General features: G+C 45.8%; 15 protein-coding genes and 2 pseudogenes. 4 read left to right on the top strand and 13 right to left on the bottom strand.

What is annotated here, in order from left to right; all coding sequences use genetic code 11:
* Positions 1-400 precede the first annotated feature (400 nt).
* Positions 401-586 (top strand): annotated as a pseudogene (locus KW548_21870) (ABC transporter substrate-binding protein).
* On the opposite strand, the gene KW548_21865 reads toward KW548_21870, so the two are convergent.
* Positions 564-1,544, bottom strand: a complete 981-nt coding sequence (locus KW548_21865) for a ribonuclease Z (GenBank protein ID QXX08297.1) — start codon at positions 1,542-1,544, stop codon at positions 564-566. The pseudogene KW548_21870 and the gene KW548_21865 overlap by 23 nt on opposite strands.
* Positions 1,545-1,552: 8 nt before the next feature.
* Positions 1,553-2,428: a LysR family transcriptional regulator gene (locus KW548_21860; protein ID QXX09500.1), complete on the bottom strand. Its 876-nt coding sequence runs from the start codon at positions 2,426-2,428 to the stop codon at positions 1,553-1,555.
* 156 nt (positions 2,429-2,584) lie between these two features.
* Here KW548_21860 and hisC point away from each other — a divergent pair, with 156 nt between their 5' ends.
* Entirely contained in the window at positions 2,585-3,703 is a 1,119-nt protein-coding gene (gene hisC, locus KW548_21855; GenBank protein ID QXX08296.1) for a histidinol-phosphate transaminase, read from the top strand.
* Positions 3,687-4,460 (top strand): ABC transporter substrate-binding protein, encoded by a 774-nt coding sequence (locus KW548_21850; GenBank protein ID QXX08295.1) that lies wholly within the window; start codon positions 3,687-3,689, stop codon positions 4,458-4,460. The genes hisC and KW548_21850 overlap by 17 nt, the downstream gene beginning before the upstream one ends.
* Positions 4,461-4,490: 30 nt before the next feature.
* Here the strand turns inward: KW548_21850 and KW548_21845 are convergent, their stop codons facing one another.
* The 10 genes from KW548_21845 to KW548_21800 form a co-directional block, all read right to left on the bottom strand.
* Positions 4,491-5,309 (bottom strand): transporter substrate-binding domain-containing protein, encoded by an 819-nt coding sequence (locus tag KW548_21845; GenBank protein QXX08294.1) that lies wholly within the window; start codon positions 5,307-5,309, stop codon positions 4,491-4,493.
* Between the two features lie 208 nt (positions 5,310-5,517).
* Positions 5,518-5,943 carry a YccF domain-containing protein gene (locus KW548_21840; protein ID QXX08293.1) on the bottom strand — a complete coding sequence of 142 codons (426 nt, stop codon included), beginning with the start codon at positions 5,941-5,943 and terminating at the stop codon, positions 5,518-5,520.
* A 28-nt stretch (positions 5,944-5,971) separates the two neighbouring features.
* Positions 5,972-6,265 carry an antibiotic biosynthesis monooxygenase gene (locus KW548_21835; GenBank protein QXX08292.1) on the bottom strand — a complete coding sequence of 98 codons (294 nt, stop codon included), beginning with the start codon at positions 6,263-6,265 and terminating at the stop codon, positions 5,972-5,974.
* A 39-nt stretch (positions 6,266-6,304) separates the two neighbouring features.
* Positions 6,305-7,033 carry a sulfite exporter TauE/SafE family protein gene (locus KW548_21830; protein QXX08291.1) on the bottom strand — a complete coding sequence of 243 codons (729 nt, stop codon included), beginning with the start codon at positions 7,031-7,033 and terminating at the stop codon, positions 6,305-6,307.
* A gap of 112 nt (positions 7,034-7,145) precedes the next feature.
* Positions 7,146-8,690, bottom strand: coding sequence for a cryptochrome/photolyase family protein (locus tag KW548_21825; GenBank protein ID QXX08290.1), 1,545 nt, complete (start codon positions 8,688-8,690; stop codon positions 7,146-7,148).
* A 1-nt stretch (position 8,691) separates the two neighbouring features.
* Positions 8,692-10,014, bottom strand: coding sequence for a DASH family cryptochrome (locus KW548_21820; GenBank protein QXX08289.1), 1,323 nt, complete (start codon positions 10,012-10,014; stop codon positions 8,692-8,694).
* A 72-nt stretch (positions 10,015-10,086) separates the two neighbouring features.
* Positions 10,087-11,307 carry an MFS transporter gene (locus tag KW548_21815; protein ID QXX08288.1) on the bottom strand — a complete coding sequence of 407 codons (1,221 nt, stop codon included), beginning with the start codon at positions 11,305-11,307 and terminating at the stop codon, positions 10,087-10,089.
* A 9-nt stretch (positions 11,308-11,316) separates the two neighbouring features.
* Complete coding sequence (locus KW548_21810) at positions 11,317-11,499, bottom strand: hypothetical protein (GenBank protein QXX08287.1); 183 nt, start codon at positions 11,497-11,499, stop codon at positions 11,317-11,319.
* Between the two features lie 123 nt (positions 11,500-11,622).
* On the bottom strand, positions 11,623-12,225 hold the full coding sequence (locus KW548_21805) for a glutathione S-transferase N-terminal domain-containing protein (GenBank protein QXX08286.1): 603 nt from the start codon (positions 12,223-12,225) through the stop codon (positions 11,623-11,625).
* The gene (locus tag KW548_21800; protein ID QXX08285.1) at positions 12,216-12,629 is read right to left on the bottom strand and encodes a rhodanese-like domain-containing protein; all 414 of its coding nucleotides are present in this window, start codon (positions 12,627-12,629) and stop codon (positions 12,216-12,218) included. Before KW548_21800 ends, KW548_21805 begins: the two co-directional genes overlap by 10 nt.
* A gap of 121 nt (positions 12,630-12,750) precedes the next feature.
* Between KW548_21800 and KW548_21795 the strand changes: the two are divergent.
* Positions 12,751-13,715, top strand: a pseudogene (locus KW548_21795) (helix-turn-helix domain-containing protein).
* A 100-nt stretch (positions 13,716-13,815) separates the two neighbouring features.
* Here KW548_21795 and thrS read toward each other — a convergent pair.
* The gene (thrS, locus tag KW548_21790; protein ID QXX08284.1) at positions 13,816-15,012 is read right to left on the bottom strand and encodes a threonine--tRNA ligase; all 1,197 of its coding nucleotides are present in this window, start codon (positions 15,010-15,012) and stop codon (positions 13,816-13,818) included.
* Positions 15,013-15,429 lie beyond the last annotated feature (417 nt).

The raw sequence follows: 15,429 nt of genomic DNA, 5'->3' as shown, positions 1-15,429 counted from the left end.
TAAACCAATTTATTTCAAACAAAATCAGTTAGTGTCAAATATAAAACCTATTAATTGATAGAAACTATAGGGGTATTTGTATTATACAAATACCCCTATAGATAGAATTAACTATTTTTATAATAATCAATAGAAACAGTAATTTATGGAACAACACACTTCATTGTAATGAAGAAAACATCATGCATAGTCATTTTTTAAAATATTTTAAATTTAAAAAATGAGCAAAGTAATATTTATACTCTTCTATTTTATGACAAGTTTCAAAATATAAAGCCGTTCAATAGTGATGATTACTGAATAAATCGAACTCGGCTTAATACCAATATTATCGCGACCAGAAACTGAAGTATAAAGCATGTAACGAATACCGCTTGCTCACCAAAGCTAACAACTATATATGGCACAACCCAAACTAGCCACGAGGCTCAAACAGTTTGAAAAGATTGAGAAAAACTTAATCAAAAAAGGCATTTATCAACCACTCTTTCATGTAGAACAGGATCTCAAAATCTCAGACACCGTAACAGCACCGGCACTGCTTGCTAACGGTTGGATAGACTTCAATCAGGTGGTGATGAAATAGGTGGCTCGACTAACGTCACTTTACCCTGTTTGTCGATTCGATAGCGCAGTAAGTCTTGTGCAAGGAATAAGTTGCCAGAGTATACCTGCTCAGCCTCTGAGCGAATAATCTCGACTGACAGCTCCGCTTGAGGGTGTAGCTGATAACGTGGGCTGAAATGGGTAAGAATCAAGTTAGGGATACCAGCGACTTCGGCAAACTCCGCAACCAACTTTCCGTAGCTGTGGCCAAACGCTTTCGCCTGTTTGGCAAAAGCTTCGGCATAAGTCGACTCATGAACCAGCAAATGGCATTCTTCACATAAGTGTTTGAGCAACTCAGGCTCGGCATTATCACCAGCGATAACAAGCTTTCTTGGCCCGTGTTCCAAATAAGTGAACTCTTCGCTGATCAGCGTTTTGCCTTGATGTTCGACATTTTGCCCTTTGACTAACTGACCCCATAACGGGCCTCGTGGTACACCTTGCTGTGCCAGCTTGTCAAAATTTAGATAAGCTTTGATCGTACTTTCGGTAAAACAATAGGCGAAGGAAGGCACACGATGCTCTAATTCACACAACGAAATAGTGAATTGGCCTATAGTCATTGAGGGCAAAGATTCAGCAGAAATAAACTGAAGCTCGTAAGGCAAGTGAAGCTTAGTAAATTGCATTGTCGCTTCAAGCCATTCTCGGATCCCTTTCGGCGCAATAATGATTAAAGGATCTGAACGACGATTCATTCCAGCGCTGGCAAGTAAGCCCGGCAAACCAAAGCAATGGTCACCATGTAAGTGAGTAATGAAAATCGCCTTGAGGTAATTGAGCGATAAGGGCGTATGCAGCAACTGGTGTTGGGTCGCTTCACCACAATCAACCAGAAACCAGCCTTTACCCTTGCTTTCCATTACAGCCGTGGCAGAGACATTTCTTGCTTTGGTTGGAGTCCCTGATGACGTCCCTAATAAACAGATTTCCATAACTTACCTTATTGTTGCTCCAGCCAGTCAGATAAGGCTTTGACCGATTCATTCGGCTCTTGATTGGCGGAAAGCAGAAAGTAACTATTGCCAGAGCGGATACGTTTATCAAACGGGCAGAGCAAGCGATTTGACTTTATGTCCTGCTCCGCCAAGGTCACGTCCCCCACTGTCATCCCAAACCCCTGTTGAGCGGCATTCATGGCCTGATCTAACGTAGCAAACGTCTGATTCCCTTTCCCTTTAAGTGTAGATTCGTCACAACTGTTGCACCATAGCATCCAGTCAGACTGCTCAGGGTTTGCATGTAACCAAGTAAAGCGATTGACCAAAACGTCTTGTAAGGGTTCATTCTGCTCGACGCACTGTGACCACAACTGAGGTGAACAAATGGGCGCCAGAATTTCATCAAACAACAGGGTTTGGGAAACCTGTTTACTTCGCACTGGCTTACCATAAACGATCACCATATCAAAACTGTCAAAATCTGGATGAAACTGGTGCTTAGTGGTTGAAGTCAGTTCGACATTCACATCTGGGCTGGTCTGCTGAAAATTGGCTAAGCGCGCCAGTAACCAGGTGGTAATACAGCTGGGTGCTAGTAGCTTTACACGGTTGGCACTTTCAGACACTTCTCTGACTGAGCGTTGTAAGCGCTTGATAATATCTTGCGCGAGTGGCACGAACATACTCCCTTCAGGCGTCAAGGCGAGTCCTCGAGCACGGCGATAAAACAAGCTCACTCCCATCAAAGATTCGAGAGACTGAATCTGCCGGCTGACCGCGCCTTGCGTCATGTTGAGCGACTCGGCGGCATGGGTCAGGTTAAGGTATTCGGCGGTTGCCAAGAATGCCTGTAAGTTTTTCGTCGAAGGTAAGCGCATCATTACCACCCCACTAGCTATGCGTTTTTGCATAGCTAGTATGCCTTTATTTCGATTCTACTCAAATGGATTTTTGACTATGTTTTTATCAAATAAGAAATTCTACTTATTAATTGGTTTTATTATTGATTTATTATGCAGTAAAGGAATATTAAAATGACGTCACTGGCAGACAAGATCGCACCAGATAACATAAAAAAATTAATACCTTATCAATCTGCACGACGTATTGGAGGGTCTGGTCGGTTGTGGCTCAACGCCAACGAGTTAGAGCAACCACTGCATTTCAGTGACCAACAAAATGCTTACCATCGTTATCCTGACTTTTTGCCCCAGGACATCGCTTACGCTTATCAGGATTACTGCCACACCCAACAGCCCGTTTTGGCAGTGAGAGGCGCTGATGAAGCGATTGATCTTCTCGTGCGCACTTTCTGCCAACCGGGAAAAAGTCGCATCGCTATCTGTAGCCCTACGTATGCGATGTATGAATTTTGTGCTGATTCACTTGCCGTTGAAACCATCGACGCCCCTTTGCTTACGCCGAATTTTGCTCTGGATGTAGACGGTGTTGTGAAGGCGGCGGAGTCTGCAAACTTGGTGTTTCTTTGTTCACCCAATAACCCAACAGGCCAGATGCTGAATCGACAAGATGTACTGTCTGTGCTCGAACAAACACAAGATCAGGCATTGATTGTCGTGGACGAGGCATACATTGATTTTGAACTTGAAGAAAGCGTTATCAGCTTAATCGAGCGATACCCACATCTGGTCGTTATTCGTACTCTCTCTAAAGCCTTTGGCCTTGCTGCTGTACGATGTGGCTTCATCATCGCTGATACATCCGTGATGGACTACCTATATAAAATGGTCCCCCCTTACCCAATGCCGGACAGTTCAGCCGAAATCGTGTTAAACGCACTGAGCCCAGAAGGGTTGGCCAAAGTGACACAAAGTACCCAGAAGTTGATCGCCACTAAACGTTGGTTCGTTGACCAGATCCAGTCATTAGGTTGGATCGAGCAGATCTACCCTTCTTCCACCAACTTCGTACTGATTCGCACCCGACCGGATATCGAGCTGTTCAACTATTTGCTTAACGCTGGAATCGTCACCCGCAACCAATCACACGAACCGAGCCTGAATCACTGCGTGAGAATCACGATTGGCTCACAAGAATCTATGCAGGAAGTCGCTACCATCATGAGCCACTTCGCTGACCCAGTATCCATGAAAAACGAAGATAAGGATTTCGAACATGAAAAAAGTGCTTAGTGTCATTGCTTGTACTGCAGCTCTTCTGTCTACACCTACTTTTGCAAAGCAAGTACGTCTGGCATCCGACTTCACTTACCCGCCGTTTAACTACAAAGATCAAAGCGGCAACCCAACTGGATTCGATATCGAAATTGCCGATGCACTGTGTGCTGAAGCCAAACTGGACTGTACCTGGGTCGCTCAGAACTGGGATTCACTCATCCCTAGCCTGTTGGCACGAAAGTCGGATGTCATCATGGCTTCAATGCGTATCACCGAAGAGCGCAAAAAGCGTGTATTGTTTACCAACAAGTATTACCAAACTCCGGCTCGTTTTGTCACAGCGATGGACGCTAAAGTCGACATTTCAGCGCAAGGGATGAAAGACAAAGTCATTGGTGTTCAAGGGGGTACAATTCACGATCGTTATGTAACGGACAAATTCGGCGACGTCGCAGAGATCAAACGCTATACCGGTCAGGATGAAGTCTACATTGACATGGTTAACGGCCGCTTGGATCTGACTTTTGGTAATTCTGATCAGCTAGCGTTAGCATTTCTAGCCAAAGAGATTGGTCAGGGGTTCAAGTTTGTCGGCAATCCTGTGACCGACAAAGCCTACATAGGCGAAGGGACAGCGTTAGCATTACGCCAGAGTGACAAAGCACTGACTGAGAAATTCAATAAAGCGATTGTCGCTATTCGCGCCAACGGTACGTATGACAAGATTGCGAAAAAATACTTCTCTTTTGACATCTACGGTGAAGAACTGTAAATCCATTTGGGCCTGCCATCAGGCCCACTTTTATTGCTTAGCCACCTGTTTTCGATAACGAAGCATCACGGCGCTATCCGGTTGATAAGCGTCAATCAAAGCTGCGAGCTTGCCTTGTTTTTTCAACGTATCAAAGCTTTGAGTTAAAGCATGAACTATCTCCGGAGACGTTTGCTTGCCCGTAACTAACCACAATGCTTTACACAATGGCTTTACCTTCATCACTTCAACAAAATTTTCAGGCTCAAAGCCGTATTGTTCCATCCGATAGGGGTAGCTGACCGTCACCAAAGGCGCGTAGTCGACCCGATTCGCACGCAGCAAGCGAATCGCATCCTTACCGTAGTTAACTGGTATAATCCGATCAAAACCCAGAGACTGAATCAACTCTTCAAACGACCCCTCAGTTTGTGCACCAAAACGAAAGCCTTTGAGCGCCTGCAGTTGATCCGTTTCTAATTTAGGCCCAGTAATATGACGATAGATCCCGACTTCGTAGGGTGAGACTTCACCAATCCAATGAAATTTATCCTCTCTCACTGGCGTACGCGATACAGAGAAGAACAAGGCGTTCGGGCGATTCTGCGTAATTCGCATTGCCCGCTTCCAAGGAGTGAAGTGCACCTGATGAACTTCCATCGGCAGGGATTGAGCAGCGTCTTGTACCACAGCTTCGACAAATTTGATCACATAGCCTTCTGCTACACCATCCACTTTGACTTGGAGCGGCGGAAATTCCTGAGTGTAGAGTTCCAGTTCCACGGGGTGGGGATGCGCGTCACTGGCAGTGGATACGATCAAGCTTGACGCGCAGAGGAAGGTTTTTATCTTTGTTATCCAGCGCAGCATTAAGGGTTATTCTATTTTCTAAGTAGCTAATTTAGCGCATTACTATAAATGACATTTATATCCGGTCAATGTCATACAGGTCCAAACTGTCGGGTTAAGCCATCTCTTTTATTAGACAACTGAACGAGGAGCTTACTAGCGCTTCTAATATAGGCGGGCGTCACTTAATCTTTGACTGAAAGCAGAAAAGCCCCAATTGGGGCTTTCATTATTTAGAATATCTTGCCATCGCCGCTTGCTCTTTCGGCACCACGGTTTTACCAATCGGAGCCAGCGAGATGTACGCCAGTTTGAGGTGCTGAATAGCAAATGGAATACCAATGATGGTCACAAAACACGCCACCGCTGACAGGATGTGGCCTATCGCTAACCAGATACCTGCAAACACAAACCAAATGACGTTGCCGACCAGACCGAGCGGGCTGGTTCCAATATCCATTTCATTGGTCAGCTCATCTCGGGCAATGGCTTCCTGACCAAATGGGAAGAAGGAAAAATTACCCATCACGAAACAGGCGCGCCCCCAAGGAATACCCACGATGCTGATAAAAGCCAGTAGGCCGAAGAACCACCACATCAGGCCCATGACAACGCCGCCCAGCAAAAACCAAATTATATTACCTATCGTTCTCATAACCTGTTGTTTCTCCTTTTAGAAAACCTTAATCGGACACACTCTCATAGTGTTCTACGGTCGGGAATGGATCATAAAAATGATGTAAAAGTGCTTTCCATTCCTGGTACTCAGCAGATTGCCTGAACCCGATTTCATGGTCTTCCAATGTTTGCCAGTTCACTAACAAAATATAGCGCCCCGGATTCTCAATACAACGTTGCAGCTGGTGTGAAACATAGCCTTTCATACTTGAGATGATGGCCTGAGCTTTTGCAAAGTTTTGCTCAAAATCTTTCTCCATATCTGGCTTCACATCCAAGATGGCGACTTCTAGTATCATGTTTTTTCCTTAACCTAAGATGAACGTCAATAAAATGAGTTATACCAAGCCCTGCCAGACTGCCGTAGCACCACTGACGGTACACAGCATCAATGCTCCAAGGCGAATCTTTTCTTTGGGCAGAGATTGAGTCGTTGCTAAGGCGAGTTTATAACCCAACCACGCAGCAGGAAGAAGTGGAATACTGATCCACAGATGATGCGTCGTTAAAAAGCCCGCAGGCATTTGGATAATCAATGAAATGATTGAGCTGAATACAAAAAAGGCCGACAAATTTCCTCGCAGCTGATTCGCTTCCTGATGTTGTAACAACAAAGCCATCGGCGGCCCTCCAATACCAGAGCTAGTGCCGAAAAAACCAGAAAAGAAACCGGCTACGCTCATGCGGGCTGGTGTAGGCTCAATGCGAAAAGGAAGTAGACTCACTGCGACTGCAAACAATACCAGCAAGCCAAGCCATAGCGCCAGCAAATCGGTCGATACCATCACCAATAGCACACCACCCGCGATAGAGCCCGGCACTCGACCAATTAATGCCATCTTAAGCCCCCCGATCTCTACGCTATCTCTATGCTTCAGTGCATTGAGAATTGAGATATAAAGCGCTACCAAGCAGATAGGGGCGGGAACATAATCTGGCGAGATGAGAAATAGCAGCGGTGCGGCAACAATCGCTAAGCCAAAACCAATCGCCGTCTGTACGAAAGAGCCAAGAAAAATCAGGAAAGCAGCGAGTAACGCTTCTGTGGTTATCCATTCCGCATACATATAAACAAAGACCGTTGGGAGCAAAGGTCTTAATCATAATCCATTTTATTCTCAAGCGGTTCCCAAAATACTCTCTGGCACATTTTTATTTTCCATCACGCTAGAGATTGAATTACAAGTTTTCAATATGCGCCAAATAATACTCTGCCTTTTGCAAAATCTCACTTTGTGCCTGTTCCTCAAGATTGTCCCAAGACCGATAAATAACGCCAATACGCGGGTTTTGCGTTAGCATTTCTCTGTGTTTGTGCATGAAACGCCAATACAAGCTATTCAATGGACAAGCATCGTCCTGCGTTTTTTTGCTGTGGTTATAATGGCACCCTTTGCAGTAATCACTCATTCGATTGATGTACGAACCACTCGCAGCGTAAGGTTTCGTTCCCACAATGCCACCATCCGCGAATAGAGCCATACCTCGGGTGTTAGGCATTTCTACCCATTCAATCGCGTCCACATAGATACCGAGATACCATTCATCAACCTGGGCTGGGTCAATCTCTGTCAACAAACAAAAGTTGCCTGTCACCATGAGTCTTTGAATATGATGCGCATAGGCGAAATCCAACGATTGCCCGATGGCTTCCTTCATACATGCCATTTTCGTCTCTCCAGACCAAAAATATTCAGGCAAGTGGCGTTTAGCGTCGAAGTGGTTGTGCTCAGCATAATCTGGCATATTGGCCCAGTACACGCCTCGGATGTATTCCCTCCAACCGAGAATTTGACGTATGAAGCCTTCAGCCTGAGAAATATCTATGTCTGGGTTCGACTCATACGCTGACAATGCACTATCAATCACTTCGAGAGGGTGAAGCATTTTGCTGTTTAAGGCGAAGGATAATCGACTATGGTAAAGCGACCATTTTGATGCATGCGCCTGGGTCATTGCATCTTGAAACCGGCCAAAGTTAGGTAGGCATACGGAGCAAAAGTGGGCAAGTAGCGTCAGACTTTGATTGCGGTTGATCGGCCACAACAATGGGCCTTCAAGTTGCCCTATAGTGCTGATATTGTGCCGCTCAAGCGACGCTTTAATCTCAGTGACATCATTGCCAAACAATAGCGGGGTTGGCAAACGCTCTATATCCGCTATTTTGAGTTTGTTGCGATTGTTCGCATCGTAATTCCACTTTCCACCTTTGGGCTTTCCATCTTCCATTAAGATGCTGAAATTTTTTCGCATTTTACGATAGAAATGCTCCATCATAATATGCTTTCCTTGAGGAAAATGCTGTTCAATCTGCTCAAAAGGAAGGAGGAAGTGTTCGCTCTCTGTACGTTGAATACGGCAGCCTTGTATCTCTATTTCATCGAGGAGCGTTGCTAAACGAAACTCATCCGGTCTTTGATACTCGAACACGGTTGCACCAGATTCTTTGACATAGTGACGGACGAGTTGCGAGACATCAGAGAATGCCAAAGTTTGGTCCAGATTGAGGTGCAGCACTTCGTGCCCATCTTGCTGAAGATCATGCGCAAAAGCCTGCATTGCTGCGAAAAATGCACACACTTTTTGTATGTGATGTTTAACATAAGTCGCCTCGGGATGGAGCTCTGCAATCAAGTACAACACAGATTTGTCTGATTCTTTAAACCAAGAGTGACGCATATTGAGCTGATCGCCGAGAATAAGGCGGATAGTGTTAAACGTCATCTTACTCATCTCCTTTTGAACAAGAGAGTGGCCAGTCGACCATATCAACATGATCACTTGGCGTAATTGCTTTATTTCCGCGCCACCGCTCTATGAAAATCTTATCTGGATCGTACATTTCAGTTTGTTTCGCTAAATTAAAATGACGAGAACCTCTGGGGTCCGCGCCCACGCCCGCCAAATATTGCCAATTCCCCCAGTTCGAAGCGACATCATAATCAACGAGTTGAGTCTCGAAGTAGGCGGCCCCGTAGCGCCAATCCAAACCAAGTTCATGAATCAAACAGCTTGCTACGAGTTGCCTGCCTCTATTAGACATGTACCCCGTCGCTTTAAGCTGTTTCATGCACGCATTGACGATTGGATATTGCGTTTCACCATGTTTCCATTGCTGAAACCGGTAGCTATAAAAGCTTGTCAATGGTGCGATATCTTTAACGCCAGAAAACTTAAACAAACGTCTTCCCCACTGCTTTCCATACCAATGAAAATACTCCCGCCACAGCACCTCAAAGAAAATCCAGTAAGTCGAGTCGTTGGCTCCTTCCCTCTGCTCATATTCTTGAAGCAATACAAAGATCCTCTTCGGACTCAGGCATCCTAGGGCTAACCACGGAGAAAACTTAGTCGAAAAATCAAAACCATCGAGCTCGTTGCGAGTTTGTTTGTAGTGACTTGCTAAAGATGTAGCAAAGTAACCAGAACAATGAGCGAGCCCCTGAGTTTCTCCCCCAGCGAATAGCTGACATGGTACCTTTTCTATGTTTAATGTGCTGATTACCTGCACAGGTTGTTCAGGTAACAAAGACAGGCTTGATTCTACACCGATAGGAAGGTGCTCGACTTGCTTTCTGAATTGGGTAAAGGTGCCGGGCAATTCGCCTAACGTAAAAGGGAGAAGGCGCTGACTGAAGAGTGTGTTAACTGGCTCTTGAATACAGGTGAGATCCGAGTGCAACTGAGACAACCTGTCGACTACGCTTTGCTCATTGACACCGGAAAATAGGTCACAGTACAAATGCGTGACATCATAATCTCGGATAAAACGATGGAGGACATCCAGAGGGCGGTCATCACAGACGATCAAATGCTGTCCCATATTTTCGAGAGATATCGATAAACAGGCCACGGATTGCTGAAGAAATGCCATTCGCTCAGAGCCTAAACTCTGTTCTTGTGAATAACGAATCAGATAACTGTCCATCTGAGGCAAGCAATAGATGCATAGCAGGCTATCAACTTCACAACTCGCCTGCCATAGCAATGGGTTATCTTGGGTGCGAAGATCGCAAGTGAACCAGTAAAGACCAACTTTTTGTTTCAAGCCTCAGCTCCTGACTTTTCTCTTTTACATTAGTACGTGAGAAACAGGAACTAAGACTTGTGGCGAATGAATTTATTGCGCTACCGCAAAGCGTCGAACAGGCTTGTCGTTGATTGGCAGATGAATAATCGCCGCAGCAAACGCGAGAACAACCGTCGACCACCAAATGGGCTCATAAGAACCGTAGTAATCATAAATACGACCACCAGCCCAAGCCCCTAAGAAACTGCCGACCTGATGAGTGAAAAAGACCAGCCCATAAAGCGTCGACAGATACTTAGCGCCAAAGATCTGCCTCACTAAGCCAGACGTCAATGGCACGGTACCTAGCCAACAAAAACCAATAACTGCACCAAATATCGCTGCTGTGTGCTCAGTAACTGGCAATGTCACAAATGCACCAATCACCATGGTACGCATCAGATACAGCGCAGACATCACATGGCGTTTGCTGAATTTATCGCCCATCACTCCCCAAAAATAAGAGCCGAAGATATTGAAAACCCCGACGTAAGCGAGTGCCATCGCAGCCGTTGAAGCAGGTAACTGTTTGTCGGCTAAATAGCTAGGTAAATGGGTAGCAATAAACATCACGTGGAAGCCACAAACGAAGAAACCAAGATGGATCAGCCAATAACCTTTATGAGAAAACGCCTCTTTTAACGCCTGACTAAGCGTTAAATTGTCTTCTTTCATCTCACTAGCAGAGTTTTCATTTTTGGCTGCGGTTTTCGGCGCTCGCATAAACAATGCAAATGCAATCATTGTTGAGCAAAGCATAGCAAAGCCCTGAAGCGCCCCTTGCCATCCCAAATCACTCAGTAGCATCTGCGCTCCGGGAATCATAGCAAACATACCAAAAGAGCCAGCAGCAGTGGCCAAGCCAAATGCTTTTGCTGCGTGCTCCGCAGGGACAACTTTAGCAACGGTGCCAAGAACGATGACATAACTGGTTGCGCTCAGGCCTAAGCCAACGAGAACACCAAGCGTCCAATAAAGTGTTGAAGGCTCGACAGCGATAGAGGTCAAATACAGGCCAACACCATATGCCATAGCGCCTGCAATGATGATGCGTTTTGCGCCGAATCGGTCAGCAGCCATACCGACAAACGGCTGAAAGACACCAAACAGCAAATTTTGCAGCGCAATAGCAAAGCTGAAAAATTCACGTCCGGTTTGAAAGTAATCTGAAACCGGCATCATGAAAATACCAAAAGATTGCCTGATACCTAGGCAGATAACCAGAATGGCGATACCTAACCAGACCATTGCTGGAAAACGGAAAATGCTCATGAACTGACCTTAATGATGGTGATGATGAGAATGGTCACCGGACATATCGTGACTTTGCTGGTGGCAACCGCTATTGATCGCCTGCTCCGCTAACAGTTCCATCAGACGCGGTGACTGATGGACGGCCAACAGAGTTAGGCAAAGCAATATCGTCATTCTCACGAGCTGAGCAAAAAGTGATTGAGAAAACATGATTCATAGTCTCAGCAAGAAAATAAAGAGCGCGAAGTGTATTGAGCCTCTTGTAATGACTCAAATGACATTTTCACAATGACTCTATGCATGTTAGTCATAGAGTTATTGTGGATTCTTCAATCACCCGTTACGCCACTGTTTGGCTGCTTCAATCGCATCAGTTAACCCGTGCCACTCAAGCAAGCTTCTTTGGTATTCCGCCGCTTTGCCTTGAAGAGAAAGGCCGTAACGTTCGAGGCGATAAGCTAAGATCGCATAGAAGGCGTCAACCATGGTCGGCTCATCGTACATAAACGGCAGCCGAGCCTTGGCAAAAATGGTATTGATACGCGTAAGATCAGAGGACAGCTCTTGCATAGGAAGTGAGTCAACCTCCGGCTTATCCAGAGTAAACGAGCAATGCGTTCTCAGTGCGACAAAACCTGAGTGCATTTCACAGCATAAACTCCGTGCTTCTGCTCGTTGAAAATCACTTCGAGGTAACAATTTTCCTTCCGATAGCTCGTTTAAATACTCACTAATGGCCAGCGAATCATGGATCACGCTGTTGTTATCAATAATGAGTGCTGGGACGAGCCCTGTCGGAGAAACCAATTTAAGCTGTTCTTTCGCCTCAGGTTTCGTTAGATCGATCACCTGAGTTTCCATCTCTACCCCTGCAATGTACGCACATATCCAAGCGCGCAAAGACCAAGTAGAATCTGTTCCAACCACTAAGCGCATGCTTCAGCCTCCTGTTTGACCAGCTCAAACCCTTCATCGAGCCAGCCTGTGACACCACCAATCATTTTTTTCACAGGTCGACCAAGTTTTGCCAAACGAATAGCCGCCTTCTCGGTACCATTACAGTGTGGCCCGGCACAATACACCACAAACTGTGTGTCTGGTGGAAAAGCGCTCAGGCTCTTTTCATTCAACCTCGGGTGAGGAATGTTGATCGCTCCCTTCACGTGTCCTTGTGCAAACAGCTCATCCCCTCTGACATCAAGCAACACAAAGTCCATACGATCATTGGTGATGGCATGATGAACATCCCAGCAATCTGTTTCAAACTCCAATAGTCGACTGAAATATTCCAGCGCGCGCTCACTACTGGCGGCTGGAACTCTAGTTACTGCACTTGTCATAACGTCTCCTTGCTTGTCTTTTGAAACATTATTGCGTTCAAATAAGCAACTCAACACTGGCCTAAAAGTCAATATTCGATAATAATCAGCCAAAGACTATCCCTCACTAACGAGTTTCTAGATGATCAAAGTTGCCATTCTTGCCCACTCTCACATCACCTTGTTTGAAATGTCCTGCGCTGCGGAACTGTTTGCCTTGCCTCGACCAGAGTTCGATCCTTGGTATGACTGCGAGATCATTAATATGGAGAATAAAGATTTTGAAAGCACAGGCGGTGTTACGCTCAAGACGAAATTCGTCGAGAGTTTAAAGAATTACCACACATTGATCATTCCCGGCTGGCCGACTGGAGACTACGAGATTCCTCCCCTGATTCAGCGCGAAATTCGTCAGTTTGTCAGCGATGGTAAACGCGTTTTGTCACTTTGTTCAGGCTCTTTTTACTAGGGAAACTCGGGCTGCTTAGAGGGCGCAAAGCCACCACACACTGGATGTATGAAAATGCATTTCGAGAGCAATTTCCTGATGTCGAATACCAGAAAGATGTACTGTACGTAGTCGATGGACAAATTGGGTGCTCAGCCGGAAGCGCTTCAGCACTTGACCTTGGTCTGGCAATTATCCGTCACGATTACGGTTATCAGATTGCCAATCAGGTCGCGAAAAGGCTGGTCATATCTTCCCACCGAACAGGCGGACAAGCGCAGTTTGTTGAAACCCCCATGCTCAAAGTTCCGGGGACATTTTCACAAGCGATCGCCTGGGCATCTGAGAATCTGGATAAAGCCATCACGGTTGAAGACTGGGCGCAGCAAGCCAGCATGTCTCGACGTACTTTTGATCGTAAATTTCGCGCCAGTTTTAGCCTTTCCCCTAAAGAGTGGCTGATCCAACAGCGCATCGAAAGAGCAAAAGGGCTGCTGGAAACCGAGTCCTTACCTATCGAACAATTGGCTAATCAAGCAGGGTTTGAAAACGCCGTCACCATGCGCCATCATTTTCGTCGCTTGGTGGGCGTTTCCCCGCAGAAGTACAGAGCGCAGTTTGGTAAGGTGAATAGTAAAAATCTAGGCGTTGAAGCCTAAGTCAAGCAATACAAAAGTAGGCCTGTTGGCCTACCTCATTTGTCACTGTTATCGACCAAAACTAAGCCAAAGACAGTGCCGCCTCCGAACGGGCCCCTATCTAGCAGGCTTGACTGAGTTTTTCCTTGAGATAAATAATGAGTTCATCCACTGCTACCTGAACAATTGTTCCATCCTCACGGCATTTTATCGCCAGACTGTTGTTGGCTCGCTCCTTGTCTCCCACTACCAGCACATAGGGTATCCTGAGCTTATGGAATCGCTTGAGCTTACGTCCCACTGAGCTTGGACTCAAATCGACCGATACAGGGATATCATGCTCGATGCAAAGTGCTTCAAGCTGGCGAGTGAAGTCATGGTCAGACTCACTCACCGAGGCAATGGCGACTGGCATAGGATGCAGCCAGTCAGGAAGATGCCCTTGAGACGATTCCAGCAACACGCCAATCCAACGTTCAATAGAGCCATACATTGCTTGGTGCATAATGACGGGCGCTTCAAACTGACCTTGCTCGTTCGTGTACTGAACATCAAACCGCTCAGCTAAGTTGAAGTCGAATTGAATTGTACCGCATTGCCAGCTGCGCCCCATAGAATCCATCAATGACAGTTCGATCTTAGGCCCATAGAAAGCCCCTTCTCCAGGCTGAAACTCTGCTTGTAGCCCCTCATGCTCACACGCGGAGGCTAACAGCGCTTGTGCTCTCGACCAATACTCATCTGACCCTAGTGCTTTTTCTGGCTTAGTCGACACTTTTACTCCCAACTCTTGGTAGCCATAATCGCCATAGACTTGCTTTGCACGTTGCAAAAATCGACAAATTTCCTCTTCCGCTTGCGTCCATCGACAGAAGACGTGTGCGTCATCCTGAGTGAACTGACGAGCTCGTAAACAGCCATTCAGTGAACCCGAAGCTTCATTTCGATGCACCAATCCAAACTCAAACAGCTTCAGCGGCAAGTCTCTGTGGCTATGAACACCTCGTTTGTACATCAGAATATGTGCAGGGCATGACATTGGCTTTAACACATACTCGTTGTTATCGTCCGAGCCACCACCGAAAAACATATTGTCAGCGAACATGTCAATGTGGCCTGAAGTCTGCCACAATTCTTGCTTCATAAAGATTGGCGTATTGACCTCTTGAAAGCCATTTTGGCGATATACACGACGCATATGGTGTTGAATAGTCTGAAACAATCGCCAACCACTAGGATGCCAGAAGATCATCCCCGGCGCTTGAGGTTCGGAATGAAATAAATCGAGTTGTTCTGCAATTTCGCGATGAGTATTCATATCGTTTTCCTTGTGTGTGTTCTGAGCGAAAAGCAAAACCAAGGTATAAAAAAACCTCTGGCGGAGAATTCGCTCAGAGGTTTTTTATAGACGTTAAAAACTACCCCCCGAGCAATCTCGTGGTGGTGGTAGTTTGGTTAGCGTTTGAGTAAATCAGTTTCATATCTAATTTTTAACAAGTTTCAAAACACACTGCAAGCACATATTTCAACCGATTGATAATCGTGTACTTCGACCAAGCCCAATGGCCCCGTTTAACTGTAACGCCCAAATTTATGGAAGAAATCACCAACAGTATGTTGGTGAGTGTTGGAGGTAAACTCCCTTAGCGTTAGACATTGAGAAAACACAAAAATGCCACCTATGTAACTGATTTCATTAAATCAGTTATGTGATAATAGTACTTCATACCCACAT

Origin of the sequence: Vibrio neptunius (assembly GCA_019339365.1) — a bacterium.
GTDB lineage: Bacteria > Pseudomonadota > Gammaproteobacteria > Enterobacterales > Vibrionaceae > Vibrio > Vibrio neptunius.
This window is presented reverse-complemented; position numbering and strand designations above follow the sequence as displayed.